This is a genomic window from Bremerella sp. JC817, assembly GCF_040718835.1.
Classification (GTDB): domain Bacteria; phylum Planctomycetota; class Planctomycetia; order Pirellulales; family Pirellulaceae; genus Bremerella.
In genome coordinates, this window is record NZ_JBFEFG010000234.1 from 16,186 (window position 1) to 37,665 (window position 21,480).

General features: G+C 56.5%; 17 protein-coding genes. 6 read left to right on the forward strand and 11 right to left on the reverse strand.

Annotated features, from left to right (window positions below):
* Positions 1–8: 8 nt before the first annotated feature.
* On the forward strand, positions 9–1,694 hold the full coding sequence (locus AB1L30_RS01415; RefSeq protein WP_367011542.1) for an AarF/ABC1/UbiB kinase family protein: 1,686 nt from the start codon (positions 9–11) through the stop codon (positions 1,692–1,694).
* Between the two features lie 4 nt (positions 1,695–1,698).
* Here AB1L30_RS01415 and AB1L30_RS01420 read toward each other — a convergent pair whose 3' ends face one another.
* From AB1L30_RS01420 to AB1L30_RS01450, 7 genes are all read right to left on the reverse strand, one after another.
* On the reverse strand, positions 1,699–1,878 hold the full coding sequence (locus AB1L30_RS01420; RefSeq protein ID WP_367011543.1) for a hypothetical protein: 180 nt from the start codon (positions 1,876–1,878) through the stop codon (positions 1,699–1,701).
* A 200-nt stretch (positions 1,879–2,078) separates the two neighbouring features.
* Positions 2,079–3,278 carry a type II secretion system F family protein gene (locus AB1L30_RS01425; RefSeq protein WP_367011544.1) on the reverse strand — a complete coding sequence of 400 codons (1,200 nt, stop codon included), beginning with the start codon at positions 3,276–3,278 and terminating at the stop codon, positions 2,079–2,081.
* A gap of 18 nt (positions 3,279–3,296) precedes the next feature.
* Entirely contained in the window at positions 3,297–5,018 is a 1,722-nt protein-coding gene (locus AB1L30_RS01430; RefSeq protein ID WP_367011545.1) for an ATPase, T2SS/T4P/T4SS family, read from the reverse strand.
* Positions 5,019–5,047: 29 nt separating this feature from the next.
* The gene (locus AB1L30_RS01435; RefSeq protein WP_367011546.1) at positions 5,048–5,374 is read right to left on the reverse strand and encodes an STAS domain-containing protein; all 327 of its coding nucleotides are present in this window, start codon (positions 5,372–5,374) and stop codon (positions 5,048–5,050) included.
* A 15-nt stretch (positions 5,375–5,389) separates the two neighbouring features.
* A complete protein-coding gene (locus AB1L30_RS01440) occupies positions 5,390–5,791 on the reverse strand; it encodes a response regulator (RefSeq protein WP_367011547.1) in 402 nt (133 codons plus the stop codon).
* A gap of 36 nt (positions 5,792–5,827) precedes the next feature.
* Positions 5,828–7,321 carry a PAS domain-containing sensor histidine kinase gene (locus AB1L30_RS01445; protein ID WP_367011548.1) on the reverse strand — a complete coding sequence of 498 codons (1,494 nt, stop codon included), beginning with the start codon at positions 7,319–7,321 and terminating at the stop codon, positions 5,828–5,830.
* 202 nt (positions 7,322–7,523) lie between these two features.
* Positions 7,524–8,417 carry a methyltransferase domain-containing protein gene (locus AB1L30_RS01450; RefSeq protein WP_367011549.1) on the reverse strand — a complete coding sequence of 298 codons (894 nt, stop codon included), beginning with the start codon at positions 8,415–8,417 and terminating at the stop codon, positions 7,524–7,526.
* Positions 8,418–8,770: 353 nt separating this feature from the next.
* Between AB1L30_RS01450 and AB1L30_RS01455 the strand changes: the two genes are divergently transcribed.
* Positions 8,771–8,950, forward strand: coding sequence for a hypothetical protein (locus AB1L30_RS01455; RefSeq protein WP_345085764.1), 180 nt, complete (start codon positions 8,771–8,773; stop codon positions 8,948–8,950).
* 78 nt (positions 8,951–9,028) lie between these two features.
* On the opposite strand, the gene AB1L30_RS01460 is transcribed toward AB1L30_RS01455, so the two are convergent.
* Positions 9,029–9,223, reverse strand: coding sequence for a hypothetical protein (locus tag AB1L30_RS01460; protein ID WP_345085762.1), 195 nt, complete (start codon positions 9,221–9,223; stop codon positions 9,029–9,031).
* A gap of 350 nt (positions 9,224–9,573) precedes the next feature.
* On the opposite strand from AB1L30_RS01460, the gene AB1L30_RS01465 reads away from it, so the two are divergent.
* Complete coding sequence (locus tag AB1L30_RS01465) at positions 9,574–10,893, forward strand: AAA family ATPase (RefSeq protein ID WP_367011550.1); 1,320 nt, start codon at positions 9,574–9,576, stop codon at positions 10,891–10,893.
* A gap of 171 nt (positions 10,894–11,064) precedes the next feature.
* Here the strand turns inward: AB1L30_RS01465 and AB1L30_RS01470 are convergent, their stop codons facing one another.
* A complete protein-coding gene (locus AB1L30_RS01470) occupies positions 11,065–12,312 on the reverse strand; it encodes a CBS domain-containing protein (protein WP_367011551.1) in 1,248 nt (415 codons plus the stop codon).
* Positions 12,313–12,673: 361 nt separating this feature from the next.
* Between AB1L30_RS01470 and AB1L30_RS01475 the strand changes: the two genes are divergently transcribed.
* Positions 12,674–13,771, forward strand: coding sequence for an FHA domain-containing protein (locus AB1L30_RS01475; protein WP_367011552.1), 1,098 nt, complete (start codon positions 12,674–12,676; stop codon positions 13,769–13,771).
* 169 nt (positions 13,772–13,940) lie between these two features.
* Positions 13,941–17,378 carry a tubulin-like doman-containing protein gene (locus AB1L30_RS01480; RefSeq protein ID WP_367011553.1) on the forward strand — a complete coding sequence of 1,146 codons (3,438 nt, stop codon included), beginning with the start codon at positions 13,941–13,943 and terminating at the stop codon, positions 17,376–17,378.
* A gap of 19 nt (positions 17,379–17,397) precedes the next feature.
* Here AB1L30_RS01480 and AB1L30_RS01485 read toward each other — a convergent pair whose 3' ends face one another.
* Positions 17,398–19,149 (reverse strand): hypothetical protein, encoded by a 1,752-nt coding sequence (locus AB1L30_RS01485; RefSeq protein WP_367011554.1) that lies wholly within the window; start codon positions 19,147–19,149, stop codon positions 17,398–17,400.
* A gap of 160 nt (positions 19,150–19,309) precedes the next feature.
* Positions 19,310–20,746 (reverse strand): cardiolipin synthase, encoded by a 1,437-nt coding sequence (gene cls / locus AB1L30_RS01490; RefSeq protein ID WP_367011555.1) that lies wholly within the window; start codon positions 20,744–20,746, stop codon positions 19,310–19,312.
* A 97-nt stretch (positions 20,747–20,843) separates the two neighbouring features.
* Between cls and AB1L30_RS01495 the strand changes: the two genes are divergently transcribed.
* On the forward strand, positions 20,844–21,458 hold the full coding sequence (locus tag AB1L30_RS01495) for a cob(I)yrinic acid a,c-diamide adenosyltransferase (protein WP_367011556.1): 615 nt from the start codon (positions 20,844–20,846) through the stop codon (positions 21,456–21,458).
* Positions 21,459–21,480 lie beyond the last annotated feature (22 nt).

A 21,480-nucleotide genomic window follows, 5' to 3' on the forward strand; every position in this document is an offset into this window, starting at 1 on the left:
GAAGATTCATGAGACTGACCAACATTCCCCAGCTTTATCGCAATGTAAATCGCTGGACCGAGATACTCTCGGTGCTCAGCCGGTATGGGCTGGCGGATTGGATTCAACGTTTTCAACTCGATTTCGCCAAAGGGTTCCTGAAGGATAAAGATGGCGAAGTGCTGGCACGCTACACGCGCGAAGCACGCATTCGGATGGCACTCGAGGACCTCGGTCCGACGTTCATCAAGCTTGGCCAGATCCTGAGTACCCGGCCCGATATTGTCGGCGTCGACCTGGCGGACGAACTGAAGCGCCTACAAGCCGATGTCCCGGCCGATCCGCCGGAGCAAGTTCGCAAGCTGATCGAAGCCGAACTGGGGCAGCCGATCGAGCAGTTGTTTTCGACCTTTGAAGACAAAGCTTTGGCTTCTGCGTCGATTGGACAGGTTCACCTCGCCAGGCTCTTCACCGGCGAGAAGGTAGTCGTGAAGGTGCAGCACCACGGGATCGAGAAGACCGTGACCGAAGACCTGGAGATCCTGGCCGGCCTGGCGGCACTCGCCGAGAACGTTCCGGAATTCCGCGATTATCACCCCAAGGCAACTGTGGCCGAGTTTCAGCGAGCCCTTCGCCGCGAACTCGACTTCGGCCGCGAAGAACGAAACATTCTGCAGTTTGAAGCCGCCTTCGAGCATAACGAAACGGTACGCATCCCCAAGGTCTACCCTGACCTCTGTACGCCGCGTGTCTTGACGATGGAATACATCGAAGGCATCAAGCTGGCTGAAACCGACAAGATGCTGGCATCCGGGATCGACCAGAGCGAAGTGGCCCGGCGCGGTGCTGAACTGTACATGCATATGATCTTTGACACCGGCTTCTATCATGCCGATCCGCACCCTGGCAACTTGATTCTGCTGCCAGGCGATGTGATCGGGCTGATTGATTTCGGCATGGTGGGCCGCATCGACGACCGCTTGCGGGAAGATATCGAAGACCTGCTGATGGGGATTACCAGTCGCGACGCCGACCTGCTGACCGCGACGATCATGCGGATCGGCAGCACGCCGCCAGACCTGGACGAACGAGCCTTGCGCCGCGATGCGAACGACTACGTTTCCGACTTCGCCAATCAGCAACTCGACGGCTTGAACTTCGCCGATGCCGTCAACGAGATGTTCAAGATCGTGCGGAACTATCGGATTCAGTTGCCGCCCCAGGTCACCATGTTGCTGAAAACGATGATGATGCTGGACGGCACCGGGCGGATGCTCAATCCGCAGTTCAGCTTGGGCGAGCTATTTCAGAAGCATCGTCGCCGCATCATGATGAAGCGTTTCTCGCCATCACGCCGGCTGCGAAAGCTGTGGCGGATGTACAACGAGCTGGAACGTCTGGCTGAAGTGATGCCGCGGCGAATCAGCGAAATCTTAGAGCTGGTACGGGTCGGCAAGTTCGACATTCACCTCGATCACCGACGTCTCGAACCGTCGGTCAACCGAATGGTGATGGGAATCATGACGGCCGCGCTGTTCATGGGCTCGTCGCAGATGCTCAGTTCGGATGTCCCTCCCCTGCTCTTCAAGGAAGAAACGTTCCTGCAGATGAAGAACATTTCGATTCCCGGAGCGGTGGGACTTGTGATCAGCTTTGCCCTCGGATTTCGCCTGGTGATGGCGATCAATCGTTCCGGGAAGCTTGATCGAGAATAGCAGCCTAAGCCGCTTTGCGTTCCGGCTGAGCAACGACCGGAATCGGAATGACTTCCGGTTGGAGAGCGAGCGATTTAAGAACCTGTTCGATGCGACGATCGAGGCTGTCGAGTTCCAGGAGAACTTGATCTTGGCGGCGACAAAGCTCGTCGACGACGTTCGCAATTCGAACCGATGTGCTCATGGATGGGTCCTGCTCGAGGAAATGGCTTCGACCCTAAAGAGATCGGATTCGCTACGACCGTTCTCCATCCTGAAATTGCCCCTGCGATGCTGGCAGCAGGGGCCGAATGTTAAACTGTAACGGTCGCGGTGGCTGTTCCTGCGTCGAGCCAGCTCGGATACCCCCAGGCAAGTGCTCGCGTGCTGGCATCGCCTGCGCGTTTAGACGTTCCGGCTGAGCGAGAAGATCGGCATCAGCAGTGCCAGCGCGATCCCGCCCACCACGACCCCCATCACGGCGATCATGATCGGTTCGATCAGGCTGGTAGTGGTCTTGATCGAGAGATCGACGTCGTGCTCGTAGTGAGAGCTTACTTTTTCCAGCACGTCGTCCAGTCGCCCGGTTTCTTCGCCGGCGGCAATCATCTGAATGATGGTCGCCGGAATGAGCTGACTCTTTCGCAAGCATTCATGGATCTGGCTGCCTGACGTGACGGAATCGATCACGTTCAGCCATAGTTGCGAGTACTTCGAGTTGTTACAGACCTGCGACGTCAGTTCCAACGACTGCAGCATCGGCACATCGCTGCGAACGAGGGTTCCCAACGTGTTGAGACTTCGCGCGATGGTCACCTTGCGGATCATCGGACCAATGATCGGAATGTTCAGCTTCACCCCGTCGATAAACTTTCGACCTGTTTCGCTGCGGCGGAAGAACAGGAAAGCGACAACAAGGGCAATCAATGTTGGCAACCAGTACATCCAATAATTCAGCAGAAAGTCCGAGGCGGCCATCATGAAGATCGTCGGGCCAGGAAGCTTCACCCCTTTGCGGTTGAAGAGCGGCTCGAACTTCGGCAGCACGAACGTCAGCAGAAAGACGGTCACGCTGCATGCCAGCACGATCATCACGCAAGGGTAAGCAAGTGCCGCGCGGATCTTGCCACGGGTTTCAGCTTCTTTGCGGAGATAGAGCGCGATCTTCTCGAGCATCTCGCCCATCATGCCAGTTTGTTCACTAGCCCGGATCAAGGCGACGTAGGTCTGGTCGAAGTACTTTGGGTAACGTGCCAGCACGGTCGAGAAGTCTTCACCACCCTCCACTTCTTTTTTCACGTCGAGGATTAGCTTCTTGAGCGCTTCGTTCTTTTCCTGCGAGGCGATTCCGGACAAGGCGGTTGAGAGGTTGATGCCCGTTTCGATCATCACCGACAACTGACTGGTCATATAGATGATGTCGTTACGCGAGATGCGATTGCCACCCAGCGATAGACTCAGTCCGCCCCCCTCTTCTTCCAGAGAGATTACCTGCAATCCATCGCTGGCCAGCACGGCGCGGGCTTCATCGATGCTGTCAGCGTCGATCGAGCTGTCGTGCAAGTTGCCGAGTTTATCTTTGGCTTGGTAGGCGAAGGTTTGCATGGCTTGGCTCGTTAGACGTTAGTAAACGATATCTCCCGTCGCGTGGATCACTTCTTCAATCGTGGTGATTCCTTCTTTCACTTTGCGGTAGCCATCCAGTTGCATCCCGATCATCGAGTTGTTCGCGGTCGCGATCTTACGCATGTCGGCCAGCGAGGCTCCATTGACGATGGCATCGCGCAGTTCGTCCGAAATGGTAAGCAGTTCGTGAACACCGATACGCCCGCTGTAACCAGTGTTGCGGCATGCCCGGCACCCGACACCGCGGCGGAACGAGTCGATGTCGTAGCCCATACGTTCCAAGGCGCGACGCAAGTTGCGATCTGGTTCGTAAGCTTCGCTGCACTTAGGGCAGATACGGCGAACCAGTCGCTGGGCCAGCACCATGTTGAGGGCGGCCCCGATCAAGTAAGGTTCGACCCCCATGTTGACCAGTCGTGTGACGGCGGACAACGCGTTGTTCGTGTGAAGCGTGCTGAGCACAAGGTGACCGGTAAGTGCAGCCTGAATCGCGGTGCGTCCCGTTTCTTCGTCACGAATTTCACCCACCATGATCACGTCAGGGTCTTGACGAAGGAGGGTTCGCAAAGCGACCGAGAACGTCAATCCGACACGCTCTTGGACTTGAAACTGATTGATCAACGGCAAGTGGTATTCGATCGGGTCTTCGACCGTGCAGACGTTATTTTCCATCGTGGCGATCTCGTTGAGCGCCGCGTAGAGCGTCGTCGACTTACCGCTACCGGTTGGCCCAGTCACCAGGACGATGCCGTTGGGGGCATGCACGTTGGCCGTCAACCGAGTAAGAATGTCTTCGGCGAAGCCGAGGTTCTTCAGGACGAGCGTGACCTTCTTGGTATCGAGAACACGAATCACCGTCTTCTCGCCACGATTGCCAGGGAAGGTACTCACACGAAGGTCGATCTTGCGAGAATCGAGCATCACGTTCACGCGGCCATCTTGTGGCAAGCGACGTTCGCTGATGTCGAGACCAGCCATAATCTTGATACGGCTGCTGACCGCGTTCAAAAGATGGATCGGAACTTCGAGCGATTTGTGCAAGCGACCATCGATACGGTAACGAACCCGCATGCAGCGTTCGGCCGGCTCGATATGAATATCGCTCGCTCCTTCTTTCACCGCATTGTAGACGATGTAGTTCACCAGGCGGATCACCGGCGACTGGCCGGCGATTTCTTCGACGTCGCCGATGTCTTCGATCGCATCTTCGATCAGCGTGACTTCGGTTTCGTTGCTGTCCTCGATGATGTCGTCGATGACGAACACTCGCGAGTCAGGCAACTGCGAGATCATCCGGCGAATGTCTTTGGTCGACGCCGCCACGATCTGCACCTGCAGACCGGTTTGGTTTTTAATTTCTTCGATCAAGAAGAGGTTCGAGAGTTCCGCGATGGCGACACTCAGCACACCGCGAATCTTGAACAGCGGGAAGATGCCATGCTTCTCGATGTATTCGCGAGGAAGCAGGTCGACCACTTTCGGATCGTACAAGCGAGCTTCGAGGCGGGCATGTGGCACGCCATACTCGGTCGCCAGACACTCGATGACGTGATCTTCCGAGCAGAAGTCGAGCTCTACCAGGATTTCGCCCAGCAGCTTGCCGCGTCCCTTCACTTTCTGATAAGCGAGGGCTTGCTCCAACTGTTCGATGGTGACGTAGCCGCGGCGAATGAGCAAATTGCCCAGTCGTGGCGGAGCACTCGTCGTGGTATTCATCATCGATTCCATGGGCAGCCTTTCAGCACCGATCAGGCGTAGCTCTTCACCGCATCGATGACGCTATCGAATACTTCGAGCATCGAATCGAGGCGAGTGATTTCCAGGATCTTACGGTTGGCATGGTTGGTGGTGGCAATCCGCAAGTCACCACCTCGTTCACGCATGAGGTCCTGGACGTCCAGCAGCGTCTCCAGGCCCACGCTGTCGATCGTTTCGGTTCCGTCGAGATCGAGAATCAGCTTATTGCGTTCTCGTGTCTGCAGGAAGTCGCGCACGCTGTCTGCCTGATCCTCTCCGAGTTCTTCCGGAGTGTGGATCACCATGACGGCACCAAAGATTTCAGTCGACAGGTTCATCGTGAAAGTCGTTCGCTAAAAGGTCGCGACGTTAGGAACGTACGTGCCGGTTTCCAGCACCTCTTGAATGCACTGCACCAGGCCGCGTGGGCTGAACGGCTTGGCCAGCACTGCCGCGATGCCGAGTTCCGACGTGCCATCGTCTCCGGAAAGGTCAAAGCCTTTGGCGGTTAGCATGATGATCGGCAGCGTGGCGGTCGATTCGTTGGAGCGAACCGTACGGCACAGCATCAAGCCATCCATGCGTGGCATGTGGAAGTCGGTAATCAGGATGTCAGGGCGTTCGACCTGGATCGCTTCCCAGGCTTCCTGGCCGTCTTCGACACAGGTCACTTCAAAGCCACTTCGTTTCAGTTTGAACTCGGCGGCTCGCAAAATATGCATTTCGTCGTCGGCAATCAGAACTTTCGTTGCCATCGATTGGGCTCCTTTAGGTTTGATTCGGATCGAGTGCTAACTTGCATGCTCGATCACTTGAACGGTCGGCAACGCGATCATAAAGGTGCTGCCTTTGTTCAATTCACTTTTCACCGTCAACGTGCCGCCATGCACGTCTTCAACGATATGTTTCGCCAGCGGCAGTCCCAGGCCAGTCCCGGAGGCCATCTTCTGGTCTTTCTTCACGCGGTAGAACTTCTCGAAGACCATTTCGCAGTCTTCTGGGCTCAGACCGACGCCGGTGTCTTCCACCTCGAAGTGAACTTCCCGGTCGGACAGGCGGCTTCGCAACGTGACCTTGCCGCCATCGGGTGTGTATTTGATGGCATTGGAAAGCAGGTTGATCGCGGCCTGCAGGATCATGTCACGGTCGGCCAGCACGCCGAGGTACATCGGGCTGAGCTCGACGTTCAGCGTGATGTTCTTCTGTTCGGCGGTCGGCTGCACAATCGCGGCGGCTTCGTCCAACAGGTCGTTCAACGAACGTGGCTTCTTACTGACACTCACCACGCCGGCTTCGATTCGTGCCAAGTTCAACAGGTTGTCGATCAAGCGTTGGAGGCGATCGGCCTGGCCGCTGATGACTCCCAGGAACTCATCACGGGTTTCTTCATCTTCCGCTTCGCCATCGGCGAGCAGTTCGGTGTAAGCCTTGATGCCGGCCAGAGGTGTTTTCATTTCGTGGCTAACTGCCGAAACGAATTCCGCATTGCGGCGCTGGATTGCTTTATATCCACTGATGTCGCGCATGACGGCGACGGCACCGAAGTTCGACTCACCGCCGGACTCGCTATCGTTGTCGGCGACCGTAGTGACGGTAACGCGGTACCAATGCTTTTCGCCGGCAGGATCCGCCAGTTCGATCTCGGCGACGCGGCTCGATTTCAGCTTGCGGCGACGGGTTTCGTTGAGCAGTTGAACGATTGAATCGCACGACAAGGCGTCGTCGATACGGGTACCGATGGCAACATTTTGCATACCCATCAAGGTGACCGCGGCAGGGTTCATCAGGGCCAGCTCGCCATATTGGTCGACCATAATGACCGGCTCGGTCAGGCCTTCGATGACGCAGTTGATCTCCGAAACACGCGACTCGGCCAGGTGGGCACGAACTTCGCTACGGGCTGACTTCTGCTGTAGGGCACCGATCGAATCCTGATCGCTTTCCAGGGTCTGATAGATCTCGAGGATCATCCGCCGAGCTTGAGGCGGAAGCTTGCTTTGACGAAGCTGCTGTTCGAACTGCTCGGGCTCGATGTGTTCGTTTTGCAGCGAAGAGAGTTTCGCTAATTGTGTCAGAAGACTGCGCGAGACCTGCACGTTGGAGGCTTGATACAGCCCCCCCAGGACCAACGCCACGGCCATGCCGGCCATCGAGATGTACGCGGCATACGGTGTGCTGGTGCCGTAAAGCACCAGCATGACGCCGGTGGCAGCCAGAGCTATGACAAGCACAATCGGGCATAGCCAGGCAAATACGGATGAGGCTCCGGATCGGTTAACGGGCATGGTTCACGTCAATCTGCAATAGGTTTCAGCACAAGTCCGGTGTCACCCTGGGCCGCTGCATATAACAGGTTCGGAGGCCGAGGGGACAGGAAAGCTAAAAAAACCTAGGTCAGATCAACACGAAGTCCATTCACCCAGCATCACATGGGGCGATGCCTACGGAGCACACAATCGTCACAACCGGTATCAGGCGAACGCTGGCCTAGGCAGCCAGGCGTTTTGTGAGCGAATTCGGGCAGACTCGCTGCGAGATACCATCCCAAATGTGGGAGAGTTCTGTGCAAAATTCGTAGTTCAGGGCGACTTCAATCCGATCGCCGACGTTGACTTCCAGCGGCTGGGCGATGGGGACCACCAGGTACTGATTGTGCCAGCAGATTTCGGATTGCTCTTCGACCAGCACGGCCAGCACGTTCTTGGTGACGACGCGCCAGCCGTTTAGCGTCCCGGCAGATTGCATGGTCAGCACACCCTTCCAGTCGACGCTACGAGGGTAGGCTTCGTCGTAGACGATGGTCGAATAGATCGCCGGCAGACCAAGCTCGGTCGTTCCATCAACGGTTGCGACCGGTGGCTGAAACAAAGGAACCGGAGCGTGGAAGCCTGCGAATTCGTATGCTTGCATCACCGGTTGGATGGCCAGTAGCGAAGCTTCCGGGATGAAGCGAGGCAACTTCGTGCCATGAGCCTGAACGTAGTTCTGTTTGAACTGCTCGATCACCAGCGTCTGTTTTTCCCGCACGAGCCCCACGTGCAGCATCTCGCAGGTCACCACATCGACGGGGACCGGCGGTACAAACTGTGCGGCGTCTTCGTGCACGATGGTTACGCGATCGCTGACTTTGTTCATGGTCAGAAAGCGTTTGGCGACTTCGACCAGTTCGGGATTGCGTTCGACGTAATAGACGTGGGCTCCCTGCATGGCAGCGAAATACGAAAGCACCCCGGTGCCACCACCCAGGTCGACGACGGTCATGCCTGGTTGAACGGTCGCGGCGATCGCCTGCTGAAACGACGTCATCCGGTAGTTGTCGCGGAGCATGTCGTAGTGATAGTGCAGCGGAATAAACTGGCCTAGGACTTCAGGAGAGCTCACTTCGATCGATTCCTTTCGTTCGCGGAAGAGTTACGGTGGGCGATAGTATTAGGCATCGCTGCTTGCTGCAAGGCAGAATTGCAGCGGTTGGACAGGTTAGTCACATGGTGCCGAGAGGACCGCAAAGGGGGAACGGACGGAAAACAAGGGCTGAAAATGAACCAACAGCTACCTGCATATGCTATCAGGAAGCACAGGTTTTACCGGTCAATCCGAAAAGTGTGTATCGCAATTCGAGAATCTGACCTTTCCCGGCCTCCGGGGACCGGCGAGCCCTAAGAACAAATCGATTTCGTTCCGATACAAACCCTCGTAGTCAACGAAAAGGATTTGGACACGGATCGGATACTTCCATGCTGTCAAGAGTCGAGATTGAACACCTGCCTGCCCACGAGCTAGAAATCCTGTTGGAGTTCGGGCAAGACCTGCTTTCACCAAGCGAACTGTTGGGCGTCCAACTGTTTATCCAACGCATTGGTGGAATGCAAAACGCCCGTCAAGCGATCGAGATGCTCAAGAAGCTCGAGCAGTAAGAAGTAGGTGCAGAAAAGAAGCCCTCAGGCGGCAAACTCTACCCTGTGCGTAATCTCTGAGCGCAGACCTGGTGGCTGTTAGTTGCCGGAACTTTCAGTCGACCCAGCGGTCGCCATCTGGCAATGTTCCGCGCGAAGCAAACGCAGCCAATCCATATAGTCTTCGATATCTTCCATCGGCATCCCCAATTGCAGGGCCGACTGCACCGCGGAGATGCGTTCGAAGTAATTGGTCGCGTTTTCTAACAACAACTTGGCTTTTTCGTTGGCCATGGATCGACTCGCGTGAAGGTTTGTTTTGCAGAACCTACCATGAATCCGCTCGGCAAGAAATATGAACCTGCGAGCTTGTTGCATGTGTTATTATCGTCACAGGGTCAAGCCTAGGTCATAAGACACCACATGTTGAATGCTAGCGCGAACAATTTGGAGGGATATAGTTGTTTTCCCTTGAATAGCCCTGCTGCTAGCGGTTTCTGCCCCCTCGCCAGAAATGTGAAAAATAGGCTGAAATGGGCGTTTCTACCGACTAAGTAGACCTTCACAGCCTAAGCTTTCGCAGAGACTGGGCCCTAATCTTGGGCCAGTTATCCCTTTTAAAAGATCATTGCGAAAGATATACGATGGCTGGTAGCGAACTGAAAACAGGCCTTTTGGCAGCTTTGCTAGCAGATGATGGCTTCCGTCCTGAGGAACCAAAAACTCTAGAGGACACTCAGTTATCGCAAACCTTAGTCGAATCGATCATCCTGAAGCTCTATCTGAACATCGGTTCGATGAGTGGACGCAAGACGGCCGAACACATCTGTTTGCCGTTTGGTGTGGTCGAAGGAATCCTCACTTCGCTACGTACCCGCCAGTTGATTACCCACTGTGGTTCCGCACCGCTGAACGACTACACCTATACCTTGACCGACCAGGGGCGGAGCCGCGGCCAGACCTACATGCAGTCGTGTGCCTACTTCGGACCAGCGCCGGTATCGTTGGACGATTACATCACCTCGGTCGAAGCCCAGTCGGTACGTAACGAAACGCCTCGGGAAGAAGACCTGCAGCGAGCATTCGAAGGGCTCTCGGTTGAACCAGGGCTCTTTGATCGTTTAGGACCTGCGGTGAATTCAGGCGCAGGCCTGTTTCTGTACGGAGCCCCCGGCAATGGCAAGACGACGCTGGCTAAGCGTATTACCGCTTGTTATGGCCAGGAAATCTGGATCCCACGCACGATCGTCGAAGATGGGCAGTTCATTAAGTTGTACGACTCTGCCTTCCACGAAGCGGTCGACGTCGAAGAAAATAGCATCATCAAGGCCGATAACTTTGACCATCGCTGGGTGAAGATTCGCCGGCCAACCGTCGTGGTGGGTGGTGAACTAACGATGGACAGCCTGGAAATTCGTTTCGATCCAATCAACAACATCTGTGAAGCACCGCTACAGATGAAGAGCAATTGCGGCAGCCTGCTGATCGACGACTTTGGTCGTCAACGAATGCAGCCCCAGGAATTGCTCAACCGCTGGATCGTCCCTCTCGAGAATCGTGTCGACTACCTGGCTCTGCCCAACGGCAAGAAAATTCAGGTCCCGTTCGAGCAGTTGATTATTTTCTCGACGAACCTCGAGCCATCCGACCTGACGGACGACGCGTTTTTGCGTCGTATTCCTTACAAAATCGAAGTGGAAGACGCCTCGCAAGAGGAGTTCCACAAGCTGTTCGAGATCTTCTCGCGGCAGTTCAATTGCCGCTATGACGAAGACTCGATCAAGCATCTGATCGACAACCATTATGTTCCAACGAATCGGCCGCTGCGTCGTTGCCAGCCACGCGACTTGCTGACGCAGATTCGCAACTACTGCGTTTACAAAGGCTTCCCGATGGAAATGCGGCCGGAGTACTTCGACCTGGTGGTCGGAAGCTACTTCACCGTGGTTGCCGGTAACGACTAGTCTGGACCACCAGCGAATTGATTCAGACGAAGACCTTGGGTTCGCATGACCTGAGGTCTTCCTTTCTGCCTTGATGATGGCCGGCAAGAAACAAAAACGGGAGAGGCTTACCTCTCCCATGTTTTGTGCGGCGAGTCGTCCGCAAAGCATCTAGTGGTGCTGCCTTGATGGCTATGGCAAAGCGACCATCACAGGGCTGTTCATCGAGGTCAAATCGTCGCAGTGGATCACGCCGACCGGCACGCCGTCGCGCGTGACTTGCAGCCACGACGAGTCATGCGAAGAGAACAAGGCGACGAATTCATCGAAAGTGGAATCGCAGCGAACCTGCGGTACGTTTGGCAGGCAATAGCGGCCGATGGCCTGCTGCGTGTCCTCTTGTTCCATCAAATCATCCGTACGAATCAAGCCGCAGGGCGAGCCATCCTGACGAAAGACGGGTGCAATTTCGGCATTCCAGAGTCGCATCTTTTCAAGGGCCTGGGCAACAGTGTCCTGATCGGCCAAGTGGATTGTGGTCGGGCGCATGATGTCCTGGGCACTCATGCCGTCGAAGATGCTTCCGGTCGGATGCTGTGGTAGCCATTGGTTTTCCAGGGCATCGTCGATCAGCAGACCTTCGCCGAGGCTCAAGGCCAGGTTCAAGCGATCTCCCAGTACCAAAGCCATCTGCTGGCTGGATGTCGAATCGCTGCGTGTGCTGACGAAACTACCGCATACTTCCAGCGGCTTTTGATCGGCATGCGTGGTATCGCGAACGGAGGCTTGAGCCATCAATTCGGCGGCCCATCCAGAGACTTGTTCCGGAGAGGTGGCCGCGGTCACCACGGCAACTCGTTGCCCGGGTAGTTCAAAGAGCCGGGAGTCAGGCAGCGCGGTTGCTTCCAGTTCCGCCAGCCAAGGGGCGTAACGTGGCGAGTTGCGATTCGAGACCGCAAACATCACCGCGCAGACACACATGTGATGCTGCGCGATTTGTTCGATCGTGTTCTGCAGCGTTCCCAGAAATGCACCTTCGCCAGGATATGTGTTAAGAGGATCACGTCCAAATTGTTGCGAAATGGCAACACGAGCTTCCAGGATCGCCGCGGCGGCTCGCACGCGAACCAACAGCTTGGCAGGCGTCACTGGTTTCAGGACGACATCGTCAGCCCCGGCTGTAATTGCATCTTGGACCTGGTTGGGGGCACTGGGGGGGACGATCGCGATTTTGAAAATATTCCCGCGCGAAACCGTGTTCTGACCACGTTTATGGTCGTAGATTAAGACGTCGTTCTTGGAAGATGTATCTGATTCGTGATAGGTCGCATCGCAACGGGTTTGCACTTCGTAACCGCAAGCCACGAAGAAGTCGAAACAATCGCGTAGATGTTGGCGGTCTTCCGATACGACAACTACCCGTAACGCACGTGTTACCATGGATCTACCTGCTACCCGAAGAAGAGAACTGCATGATGGGGCCGCTCGCGTTGCGATGCGCCTCATCGAAAACATAGGTCACGACCGCCAGGGGCAAGTGGGACAAAGTGCTTAGATTTCTGTTTTTCTGAAGACACGCCCCCCTCTGCCGGGAAATTTTGCGATTCTCTCTGAAAGAATTCGCCATCACGCAGAACAAGTTTGACCTACGTTTGAGATGGGTATGACTTTTCCGCAAACCTTCGCGGGGCGGCGGTGACGGCGCAACGCGGCGACTTTTCCCAAGATCTTATCCCGCCGAAGTAGCAGGTTTGACTGCTCGTTCGGCAACAGAGACGAAGCCAGCACGAAGGTAGGACGCATGCAGACGCAGTTGCTTCCGAAAATTGGGAACGACTCGATCTTTCTCGAGTTCCTCGATCAATCCACGGGGCGGTCCAACAAAACAGTAATCGACGAATTTCCGTTCATCATTGGACGGAATGCGACTTGCAATCTGACCGTCGAGTCGGGACGCGTATCGCGCGAACATGCCGAAGTAGTACGGCATGGAACAGGCTATCTGATTCGCGATTTGCGCAGTACCAACGGTGTCTACGTCAACGGCGAACAAATCACCGAACACGTATTGGTCGACGGCGATACCGTATCGATCGCCGATTTCGAGTTCGACTTCCACTGCCCTGCTTCGGCCACCTCGCGTGAAACAGTCACGCTGCAGATGGAAGACCGGATGCAATCCGCCTCCGAGGCAGAAGATCCGCAGGTCCTCATTCAAGCACTACGCACTGTCAATCAGTGGTCGGGTTTGAATCGGATCGACCCTGGCCTGTTGACCATTCAGTCGCTGACCACACAGCAGACGATTGGCCACTGGTGCCCCATGTTCCGCAAGGCTTACCAGGCGCACGAAGAAACCAAGCTACTCAAACACTCGCTCGTACTCGAGAAACCGCTGCGAATGTTGCAGCACGTTTCCGCCATGTTTGCGCTCATGGAGCGGTCTTCCGCAGCAGGCTTACTCGTGTTGGAAGTAGATCAGGCCGATCTCCAACGGCCTGATCTACTAGAGACCGTCGGTTGGATGCGTACCAAATTCGGCCCCGATCTGATGATTCTGCTCGGAGGCTCGTGCGAGTTGTGGAAAGACAATCTCGTGGGCAACCCGCTGGTCGAAGACCTGTGTGCGATGGGGATTCACCTGGCTGCCGTTGGAATCGAACAAGTCAAACAGCCTATCGTTACCGAAGTCTGCGAGCAGGTTTCGATGGTGGGGATTTCGGCGAGTGCCCTGTCGGCTGCTTCGCGTAGCCCGGCGGTTGGCAATAGCATTCAAGAGTTCATTAAGGAAGTTGGTGCGAGCGGCTGCCAGGCATTTGCCGTGGCCAGTCCAACCGCCCCCGAAGATCAAGCACTGCAACAGATGGGCTTCAACGCGATTGTACGCGTACAGGCCTAGCGATCTGCCTGATCTTCAGTTGTGACAAGATGTCCGCCCCCGACACCTCGCTCGCATTTTTGCGAGCGAGGTTTATTGCGAAAGCTGAACGCAGTTTTGCGTGCCTATAAACACTTGGGTATTTCCTTGCGATGATCGCAATCGCAGACCCGGAATAAGGTCCTGAAACGTGTCGATCGAGACAAGTGCCACAGTACGAGAGGTAGACGGATACCGACTCGTACAACGAATCGGAGCCGGTGGCTACGGCGAAGTCTGGCGGGCAGATGCACCGGGCGGGCTCTCCAAGGCCGTCAAGCTGGTCTTCGGCTTTCATGACGAGGCTCGGGCTTCGCGCGAGCTGAAGGCTCTCAACCGAATCAAAAATCTCCGTCACCCTTTTTTACTTTCACTGGAACGCATTGAAGTGATCGATGCCCAGTTGGTCGTCGTGACCGAACTGGCCGATTGCTGTTTAAAAGATCGCTTCGACATCTGCCGCAAAGAAGGAATGCCGGGCATTCCTCGCGACGAACTGTTGCAGTACCTCGCGGACTCGGCGGAAGCCTTGGACTATATGACCGAGGTGCACTCGCTGCAGCATCTCGACGTTAAACCAGAAAACCTGCTGATCGTCGGCACGCATGCCAAAGTGGCCGACTTTGGCCTGGTGAAAAGCATTCAGGATGTCACCGCCTCGATGATGGCTGGATTGACTCCACTGTACGCGTCTCCCGAAGTATTCAACGATCAGCCATCGCGTCAAAGCGATCAGTACAGCCTGGCGATCGTCTATCAGGAAATGCTGACCGGCACACTCCCCTTCCCTGGTCGCAATCTGGCCCAGCTCACCGCACAACATCTCAACAGTCCGCCGCGTCTCAACACCCTGCCACCGCGCGATCGCGACATCCTTTCCAAGGCCCTCGCCAAAAAGCCGCACGAGCGCTATCGCAACTGTGCCGAAATGGTGAAAGCCCTGATCGCTGCCGACAGTGCCGCGCATCTGCCCCAGATTCGAACCGTTGGCCAGGACGAATCGTCCAAGACCGATACCAAAACGATCAATTGCAACGACACCAAGTCGAGCGTGGTCGATGGTGCCGGCATGGTTTCCGATCCGGAAACGATCCGCATGGACCGCGACAGCCGCCAATGGCAGGCCCGTCAAAGCAGTGTCTGGGAAGACATCAAGCCGCGCAAGCAGGACGTCATGCCTCCCGTCGCGGATGATCGCACCCAGCGAGAACTTCGTCCGAGCGTGATTGTCGGCATCGGCGGTTTGGGCAACCGAATCGTGCGACACGTCGTCGATCGTCGATTGGAACTGGTCGGCACCCAAGCAGAACAGCATTGGTGCCAATGTGTCGCGGTAGATACCGATACGAGCGACCTGATGCACAGCACCGGAATGATCGGTGCCGCGTCGCCAACGCCATCCTTGGCCACTGTGGAAATGCCGCTGCGTCGTCCCCAGGCGTATCGAAATCTATCGCGACAGTTGACCAAGTCGATGAGTCGCCGTTGGCTCTATAACATTCCTTTGTCGCTCAAGACTGAAGGGATGCGTCCTTTGGGACGTCTCGCTTTCGCCGACCACGCCAGCCGTTTGCGAGAGCAACTGCGTGCCGCCGTGTCGGACGCGATATACGGCGCCCAACGGAACATCGATCCACGTAGCGAGAACTATTCGTGGAAAGGAAAGCCGCGCGTCGTGCTCGTCATGAGCAGCAGCGGCGGAACCGGAAGCGGCATGGTATGGGACGCATTCGCCCTCGCCCAGGAAGTTGTCCAGGAACATGGTGGCAGCGTCGACGACGTTTCGTTGTGGCTCATTCATGCCACGCCTAACGGTGTCGAACAGCAGGACCTGGCTCGATGCAATACGTATGCTTGCTTGCGGGAACTCCTTCACTTTCAGATCACCGGCGCGTACCCAGGCGATGTGATCACCAAGATTCCGCCGCAAAGCTGGACCGAAAAGATCAGTCAGCAAATCACGCTGTTTGAAACCGGACGCCAGGCGGAAACTCGCAATCTTCCCGTTGAAATCAACGACATTGCCGACTTGCTGTATATGAATGTGTACGAAGGTCGCGAAGTCGCCCAGCGTGCTCGTCAGGCCGAAACCGGTGCCGAGAACGTTGGTCCCGCGGTGTCGTCTTGGGCCTTCGCCGGCAAGCCACTCTGCTCGAGCGGTCACCTCGACCTGGCGGCTGCTCGCTATGCAATGGAACTGCTCAAACGCTGGCACGGTACCTCCAATGGCAACCAAGAGCAACGCAAACTGGCTCATCTGAACGACACCGATCAACAGGTATCGGCTCGGGCCGAGCAGTATGCTCGCATCCTGGATATGCGGACTGCCAAGATCTTCCAGGATGCTGAATTCCGCCTGGAAACCGTGATCGATATGGTAACGCAAGTTGTCGAGGATGAGATCGGCGCTTCGGCTGAAGATTACTTCAACGAAACAATCGGCCGCTTCATCAACGAAATGGGCAGCTCTCGGATTCCGCCGACCTCGGCTGAAATGACGTTTCACGTGCTCGATTCGCTCGATCAACTGATTGGTGCTTCGAACATGGAAGCGGAGCCTGGCAAACTGATCGCCGTTTCGTTGCATACCGAGATCGCTCCGCACATTCGCGAGATCGCGAAGCACTTCGAGACGACGATCCTCGAGCAGATCCATTCAATCCTCAACGAACCCACCTTCCGCGTGCGGGGCGTCAAGCAATTAGCCTCCACGGTCGATGCTCGCCTGGCCGAATTGGAAGAGAAGGCTCGGGCAATGGGGCAACGGACCGATGTCGAAATCGAGAAGGTCCGCACGGCACTCTTCCCCGTGATGCATCGTTCGACGAAGCGAGGCTATCAGGGAAAAGAACAGGGGATGACCCTGCCTGAGATGCGATCCTTGTGGCTCAACTATGCGTTGCTAAGAACGCATAGCGTGATGGTGCTGGCGACCTGTCAGGTCTTTCAGCATCTGCGAACCGCAATCATGCGTGACAACATGTGGATCAAACAAACGGTGGTCAGCCTCGAAATGGCCGAAACCGAGGTCCGTGAACACCTGGCGACCGACGATCAATCGGTCATCGAAGATCCAAAGTTCCTCGAGAAGCTTCTGCTGCTGGAGCGGAACATCGACGACATCTTGAATGCGGACCATGGCGGCTTGTGCCATTTGCTGCATGAGGATCGAAACGGCATCAACAAGCTGATCGGCGTGATGCTCGATTGCGGCAAAGATCTGGCCCGTCGTTGCGCGAGTGAGGAAGGCAACGAAAGCCAGTTCCTCAACTCGATGGAAGAAGGTCCCGACTGGAAGCAGCGTGTGACCGCTTCTGAATGCCGACTGACCCAGCTGGGCCCGACCGTTTCGCGGTTGATGTTTCTACCGGAATCCGTTGCCGAAAACGGCACGGCGACCGCATCCGCTCCGCACCTGGCCGGCAGTTCGCCGTTAGGGACGAAACTGCCCAAGGTGATCTGGATGGAATCGGCCGGCAACATACCACTGCGAGACGCAGCGCGATTGCTGATCGAGAACCGGCCAGACTATGTGCCGGTTGCCGATCGTCTGTTAACCCGTGCCGATATCGACTGGGCCGAATTGTAATCGTTCGGCCTGACGATTCTTACTGCACGATGTAGGTCTTGGTGCCAGAAGAAGAAGGTGCCTGCAACTGGTAATCGTTCGCACGAATCACCGGAGGCAAACCAGGCTGGTTTGTTGGGGGCAACGGACGCAGCTCCTCGGCTGGATTACCGTAGACCTGTGGTGCTTGTTCTGCTGGACGAATCACAGCCGATCGAGCGACACTGGCAGGATCTTGTGTTTCGATCACGAACGGCTTGATCGGTGCGGCTGGTGGTTGAACCGGAGCAGCGACTGCCGAAGTCTGCGGCTGCGGTGCACGCACTGGCTGGGCAACTTGAGGCAGCGGCTGTTGGTAAACCGGTTCTAACGCGGCAACACGCTCCGGCTGACGGGCTGGCTCGGCCGTCGTAGCCGCGAGCGATGGCGTTGGCTCGAGGGCTTCTTCCCCGTTCATAATCTGTGGCAACGATGGTTCCGCTGTCTTAGGTGCCGCGGCGACTTCGGTCGGAGCTGCCGGCTGCTTGAATTCCCATACGGCCGAACCATTGGCTGCCTGCAATTTGCTGAGCACCGACGACTGGAAGTGGATCACATCGGTTGAGACCGGTTTGCCCTGGGCGATCTGCGGCTTGGTAGACGCGCCATTGGCCACCATCTGCGGTACATCTGCCGGAGAAGGCACCTCGGCTGGCTTCGCTTCTTGGGAGTAAGGATTGACCGTCATCGCCGGCGTAACCGGCGGGCGTTCGGCCGCGACCAGATCGGTCGGCGACATCGTTGCTTTGGGATTCACGGTTGCTGGTACGGCTGGTTCGGCCTCGGTAGCGGTCAAGTTATTGACAATCGTTGCTGGCGTGGCCGAGCGGAGCGAACTGCCCGACCAGTCGGTCTTGCGGCGGGTCGATCGCAGCGGGTTCGAGGCCACTTGGGTCGATTCTTCCAAAGCAGGCGTCGCGATCTGAGCGGTCGGAGTCATTTGCACTGGTGTTGTTTGCGTTGGCGTGCTGGCCATCAACGGAGCCTTTGATTCAGAATGCGGCTCGATCGGAGCACCAGATTCGCGTTCGCGGCGAACGTTTTCGAGTGCCAGGTTCAACGAGTTGGTTAGCGTCGGCGACGAGGTCGAGTTGCTCTTGGTCGCTTTGTCGAGCAACGCTTTGTCGGCCCATGGTGTGTTGGTGTAGTTTTCCAATTGCTGCTGGGCAACTTCCTGCGTCGAGCCCGACATCAATTCAGGCCGAGGCTTGACAACCGGAGTCGATGCCGGGGCAATGGCCGGTGCGGAAGCCATTTGCTGCGTTGCCTTCTGGCTGAAGCTACTTACCACGTCCGGCTGGGCGGCTGGTGATTGCTGCGAAGGTGCCGAGACAATCTCAGGCAGCTGTGGCATCGGGGGCTTCACTGGAGCGGACGGTACGGCTGGGTTACCAACCAGTTGTTCGGCAGGGCGAACTTCCGCGGCAGGCTTTTGAACCGGAGGAACAATACTCGGGGCCGGCGAGGCCTGGACAGGCATCTCAGCGATGGGTGCTTCGACAGCGGCCGGAGCTTCCGCTTGGCTCTTCTTGCCGAACATGCCTCCGATAAACCGAGCGAACGGTGGCAATTGCTTGGGCTGCTTGACCTTCGGTGCGACAGCCACTTCAGGCTCAGGCGCGGACTCGGCGGCGACGATTTCGTCGAGCTTCGAGTCATTTCCACGGGTGAACGGGAAGATGCAACCAGTCACGCTGACGGTCGTCGCGAGAGTGAGAGTCGCGAGGAAGCTGGGGCGAGGGGCTGCAGGCATGATATTCGTCCGCTGGGCTATGTGGCAGGTCCACAGGTTTCGAGCAAGACGCGATGCCCCGATCCGAAATGGACAAAGCGTCCTTTTCGTTTTCGGCCATCCGACCGGTTCCGGTTAAGTAAACTTTGCCGATCTTACGGATGGTACTGCCGCTAGCAGCCTATTGGATTGGCGACATCAATCGCGACCCGCTGACCGCCAGCTGGAACCAGAACGACCGGCGCTGGATCTCGTTCGGATCGACTTCACAGCAGTGCTCGAAGTCTGCCAGCAGCATCTCTTCGACCGACTTGGCGAAGTCGGTGCTGACAACGGCGACCATGATCTCGAAGTTCAAGCGGAACGAGCGGTTATCGAGATTAGCGGTACCGACCGCGGCAATTTCGTCGTCGACCAGTAAAACCTTCTGATGCAAAAAGCCAGGCTGATAGCGGTAGAACCGGATCCGGTCCGCGATTGCCGTTTCGTAGATAAAGTGAAAGCTGGAGAGGTAGACCAGCAAATGGTCGGGCCGCTCTGGCAGCATGATCCGTACGTCGCAGCCACGAAGTGCTGCTAGCTGCAAGGCACAGATGACCTGCTTGTCGGGAACAAAATAAGGGGAAGCGATCCAGATACGTTTGCGGGCCGAATTGATGGCATGCACGAAGAACAAACCGCACGTTTCGATTGTGTCGGCGGGGCCCATCGGCACAACGACCGCGACTTCGTCGGCATCCGTCGCGGGAGCTTCGGTCCAATTCACTTCTGGCGTTTCGCCAGCTGCCCAGTACCAATCTTCCAGGAACGACCACTGCACCGCCTGCACGGCAGGGCCTTGAATGATGATGTGCGTGTCTCGCCAAGGACCAATCTTTGGAGACAGTCCGAGATATTCGTCGCCGAAGTTGTGCCCCCCGACCGCGGCCAGGTGACCGTCGACCACGACAATCTTGCGATGGTTCCGGAAGTTGAGCTGAAAGCGATTCCCTTTGCCGCGTGTTGTATGAAAGGCCCGCACATGGATGCCTTCTTCACGAAGGTGGTTCAGAAACCGCCGCGATAGTTGATAGCTGCCGATTTCGTCGTACAAAAAGTAGATGCCGACCCCTTCCTTCGCCTTCCGGACCAGCAACTCGCGGAACCGTTCTCCGAGACCATCTTCGCGGAAAATGTACGTTTGGAAGAGGACATATTCTTTGGCGTTGGAAATCGCTTCGTAAATTGCGTCGAAGGTGGCCTCGCCGTTGACCAGCAGACGAATCGAATTGGAGTGCGTGTAAGGGAAATCGGCCAATCGTTCGAGCACCATCATTGAAGGACGCGATTCAAAATCTGCGACTACTTTCGGATCGACCGCGCGAAAAGTCTGGGTGTGCTCTTTCATGTTCAGGCTACGAATCCGCCGCGTGTTGACGTAGCCCTGAAATTTGCTGCGACCAAAGATCCAATAAAATGGCAACGAAACGTAAGGCACCAGGACCAGCAGCAATAGCCAGGCAATTGCGCCTTGCGAAGTCCGGGCCTTCATAATCGCATCGATTGCGGCGAAAAGCCCCAGAATATGCGTGATGGTCACCAGAACACTGACGATGGTTAACGATTGAAAGTCCAGCAAGGGATTCAATTCCTATGGGCGACCCTCATTTGCTGTGGAGGCCGCATTTGCGATGATGGGACTTCGGACGGATCAGTTTATACCGCGGAGCATTTCCATGTCGATTCACATCCATCGAATCTATACCCGAGCCGGCGACGGTGGCACCACGGCCCTGGCCGGCGGCGTTCAGGTTTCCAAGTCTTCGCTCGAAGTCGAGTCGTATGGCGAATCGGACGAACTGATTAGCCACCTTGGGGTGGTGCGTGCCTTCGCGACCCAGCCTCCAACCAGCCCTCATCCCGAAATTGCTTCCGAGACCGACGAGGTCTTTCTGAAAATCCAGAACACGCTGTACGAAGCAGGGGCCGTACTGGCCTCTGCCAATCCGCCCTCCGCCGAGGCTGTCCAGTACGATCCCAAAAATGATGGCCGGGTCAAGTTTCTCGAACAGCGGATCGATGCCTACCGGGACCGCTTTGCGGCGATCGATGGGTTTACGATCCCGGGCGACTGCATGTTAAGTGCCCATGCCCACGTTGCCCGAACCGTTTGCCGGCGGTGGGAACGTGTCCTGGTCCGACGACACGAACATGCCCCAATCGAGCCGTGGGTATTAGCTTATGCCAATCGCCTGAGCGACTATCTGTTCGCCTATACCCGCTGGGTTACAGCCTTGCTCTCGGCGAACGAACCGCTCTGGAAAGGTAGCTCGCGGCAGGGGGAAGGCTAAGCCGCGGGACCGTTTTGGTCCC

Bases quoted from the DNA above. Each gene is read 5' to 3' on its own strand.
- AB1L30_RS01415 (WP_367011542.1), top strand. From the start codon at position 9: ATGAGACTGACCAACATTCCCCAGCTTTATCGCAATGTAAATCGCTGG.
- AB1L30_RS01420 (WP_367011543.1), bottom strand. From the start codon at position 1,878: ATGAGCACATCGGTTCGAATTGCGAACGTCGTCGACGAGCTTTGTCGC.
- AB1L30_RS01425 (WP_367011544.1), bottom strand. From the start codon at position 3,278: ATGCAAACCTTCGCCTACCAAGCCAAAGATAAACTCGGCAACTTGCAC.
- AB1L30_RS01430 (WP_367011545.1), bottom strand. From the start codon at position 5,018: ATGATGAATACCACGACGAGTGCTCCGCCACGACTGGGCAATTTGCTC.
- AB1L30_RS01435 (WP_367011546.1), bottom strand. From the start codon at position 5,374: ATGAACCTGTCGACTGAAATCTTTGGTGCCGTCATGGTGATCCACACT.
- AB1L30_RS01440 (WP_367011547.1), bottom strand. From the start codon at position 5,791: ATGGCAACGAAAGTTCTGATTGCCGACGACGAAATGCATATTTTGCGA.
- AB1L30_RS01445 (WP_367011548.1), bottom strand. From the start codon at position 7,321: ATGCCCGTTAACCGATCCGGAGCCTCATCCGTATTTGCCTGGCTATGC.
- AB1L30_RS01455 (WP_345085764.1), top strand. From the start codon at position 8,771: ATGCTGTCAAGAGTCGAGATTGAACACCTGCCTGCCCACGAGCTAGAA.
- AB1L30_RS01460 (WP_345085762.1), bottom strand. From the start codon at position 9,223: ATGGCCAACGAAAAAGCCAAGTTGTTGTTAGAAAACGCGACCAATTAC.
- AB1L30_RS01465 (WP_367011550.1), top strand. From the start codon at position 9,574: ATGGCTGGTAGCGAACTGAAAACAGGCCTTTTGGCAGCTTTGCTAGCA.
- AB1L30_RS01470 (WP_367011551.1), bottom strand. From the start codon at position 12,312: ATGGTAACACGTGCGTTACGGGTAGTTGTCGTATCGGAAGACCGCCAA.
- AB1L30_RS01475 (WP_367011552.1), top strand. From the start codon at position 12,674: ATGCAGACGCAGTTGCTTCCGAAAATTGGGAACGACTCGATCTTTCTC.
- AB1L30_RS01485 (WP_367011554.1), bottom strand. From the start codon at position 19,149: ATGCCTGCAGCCCCTCGCCCCAGCTTCCTCGCGACTCTCACTCTCGCG.
- AB1L30_RS01495 (WP_367011556.1), top strand. From the start codon at position 20,844: ATGTCGATTCACATCCATCGAATCTATACCCGAGCCGGCGACGGTGGC.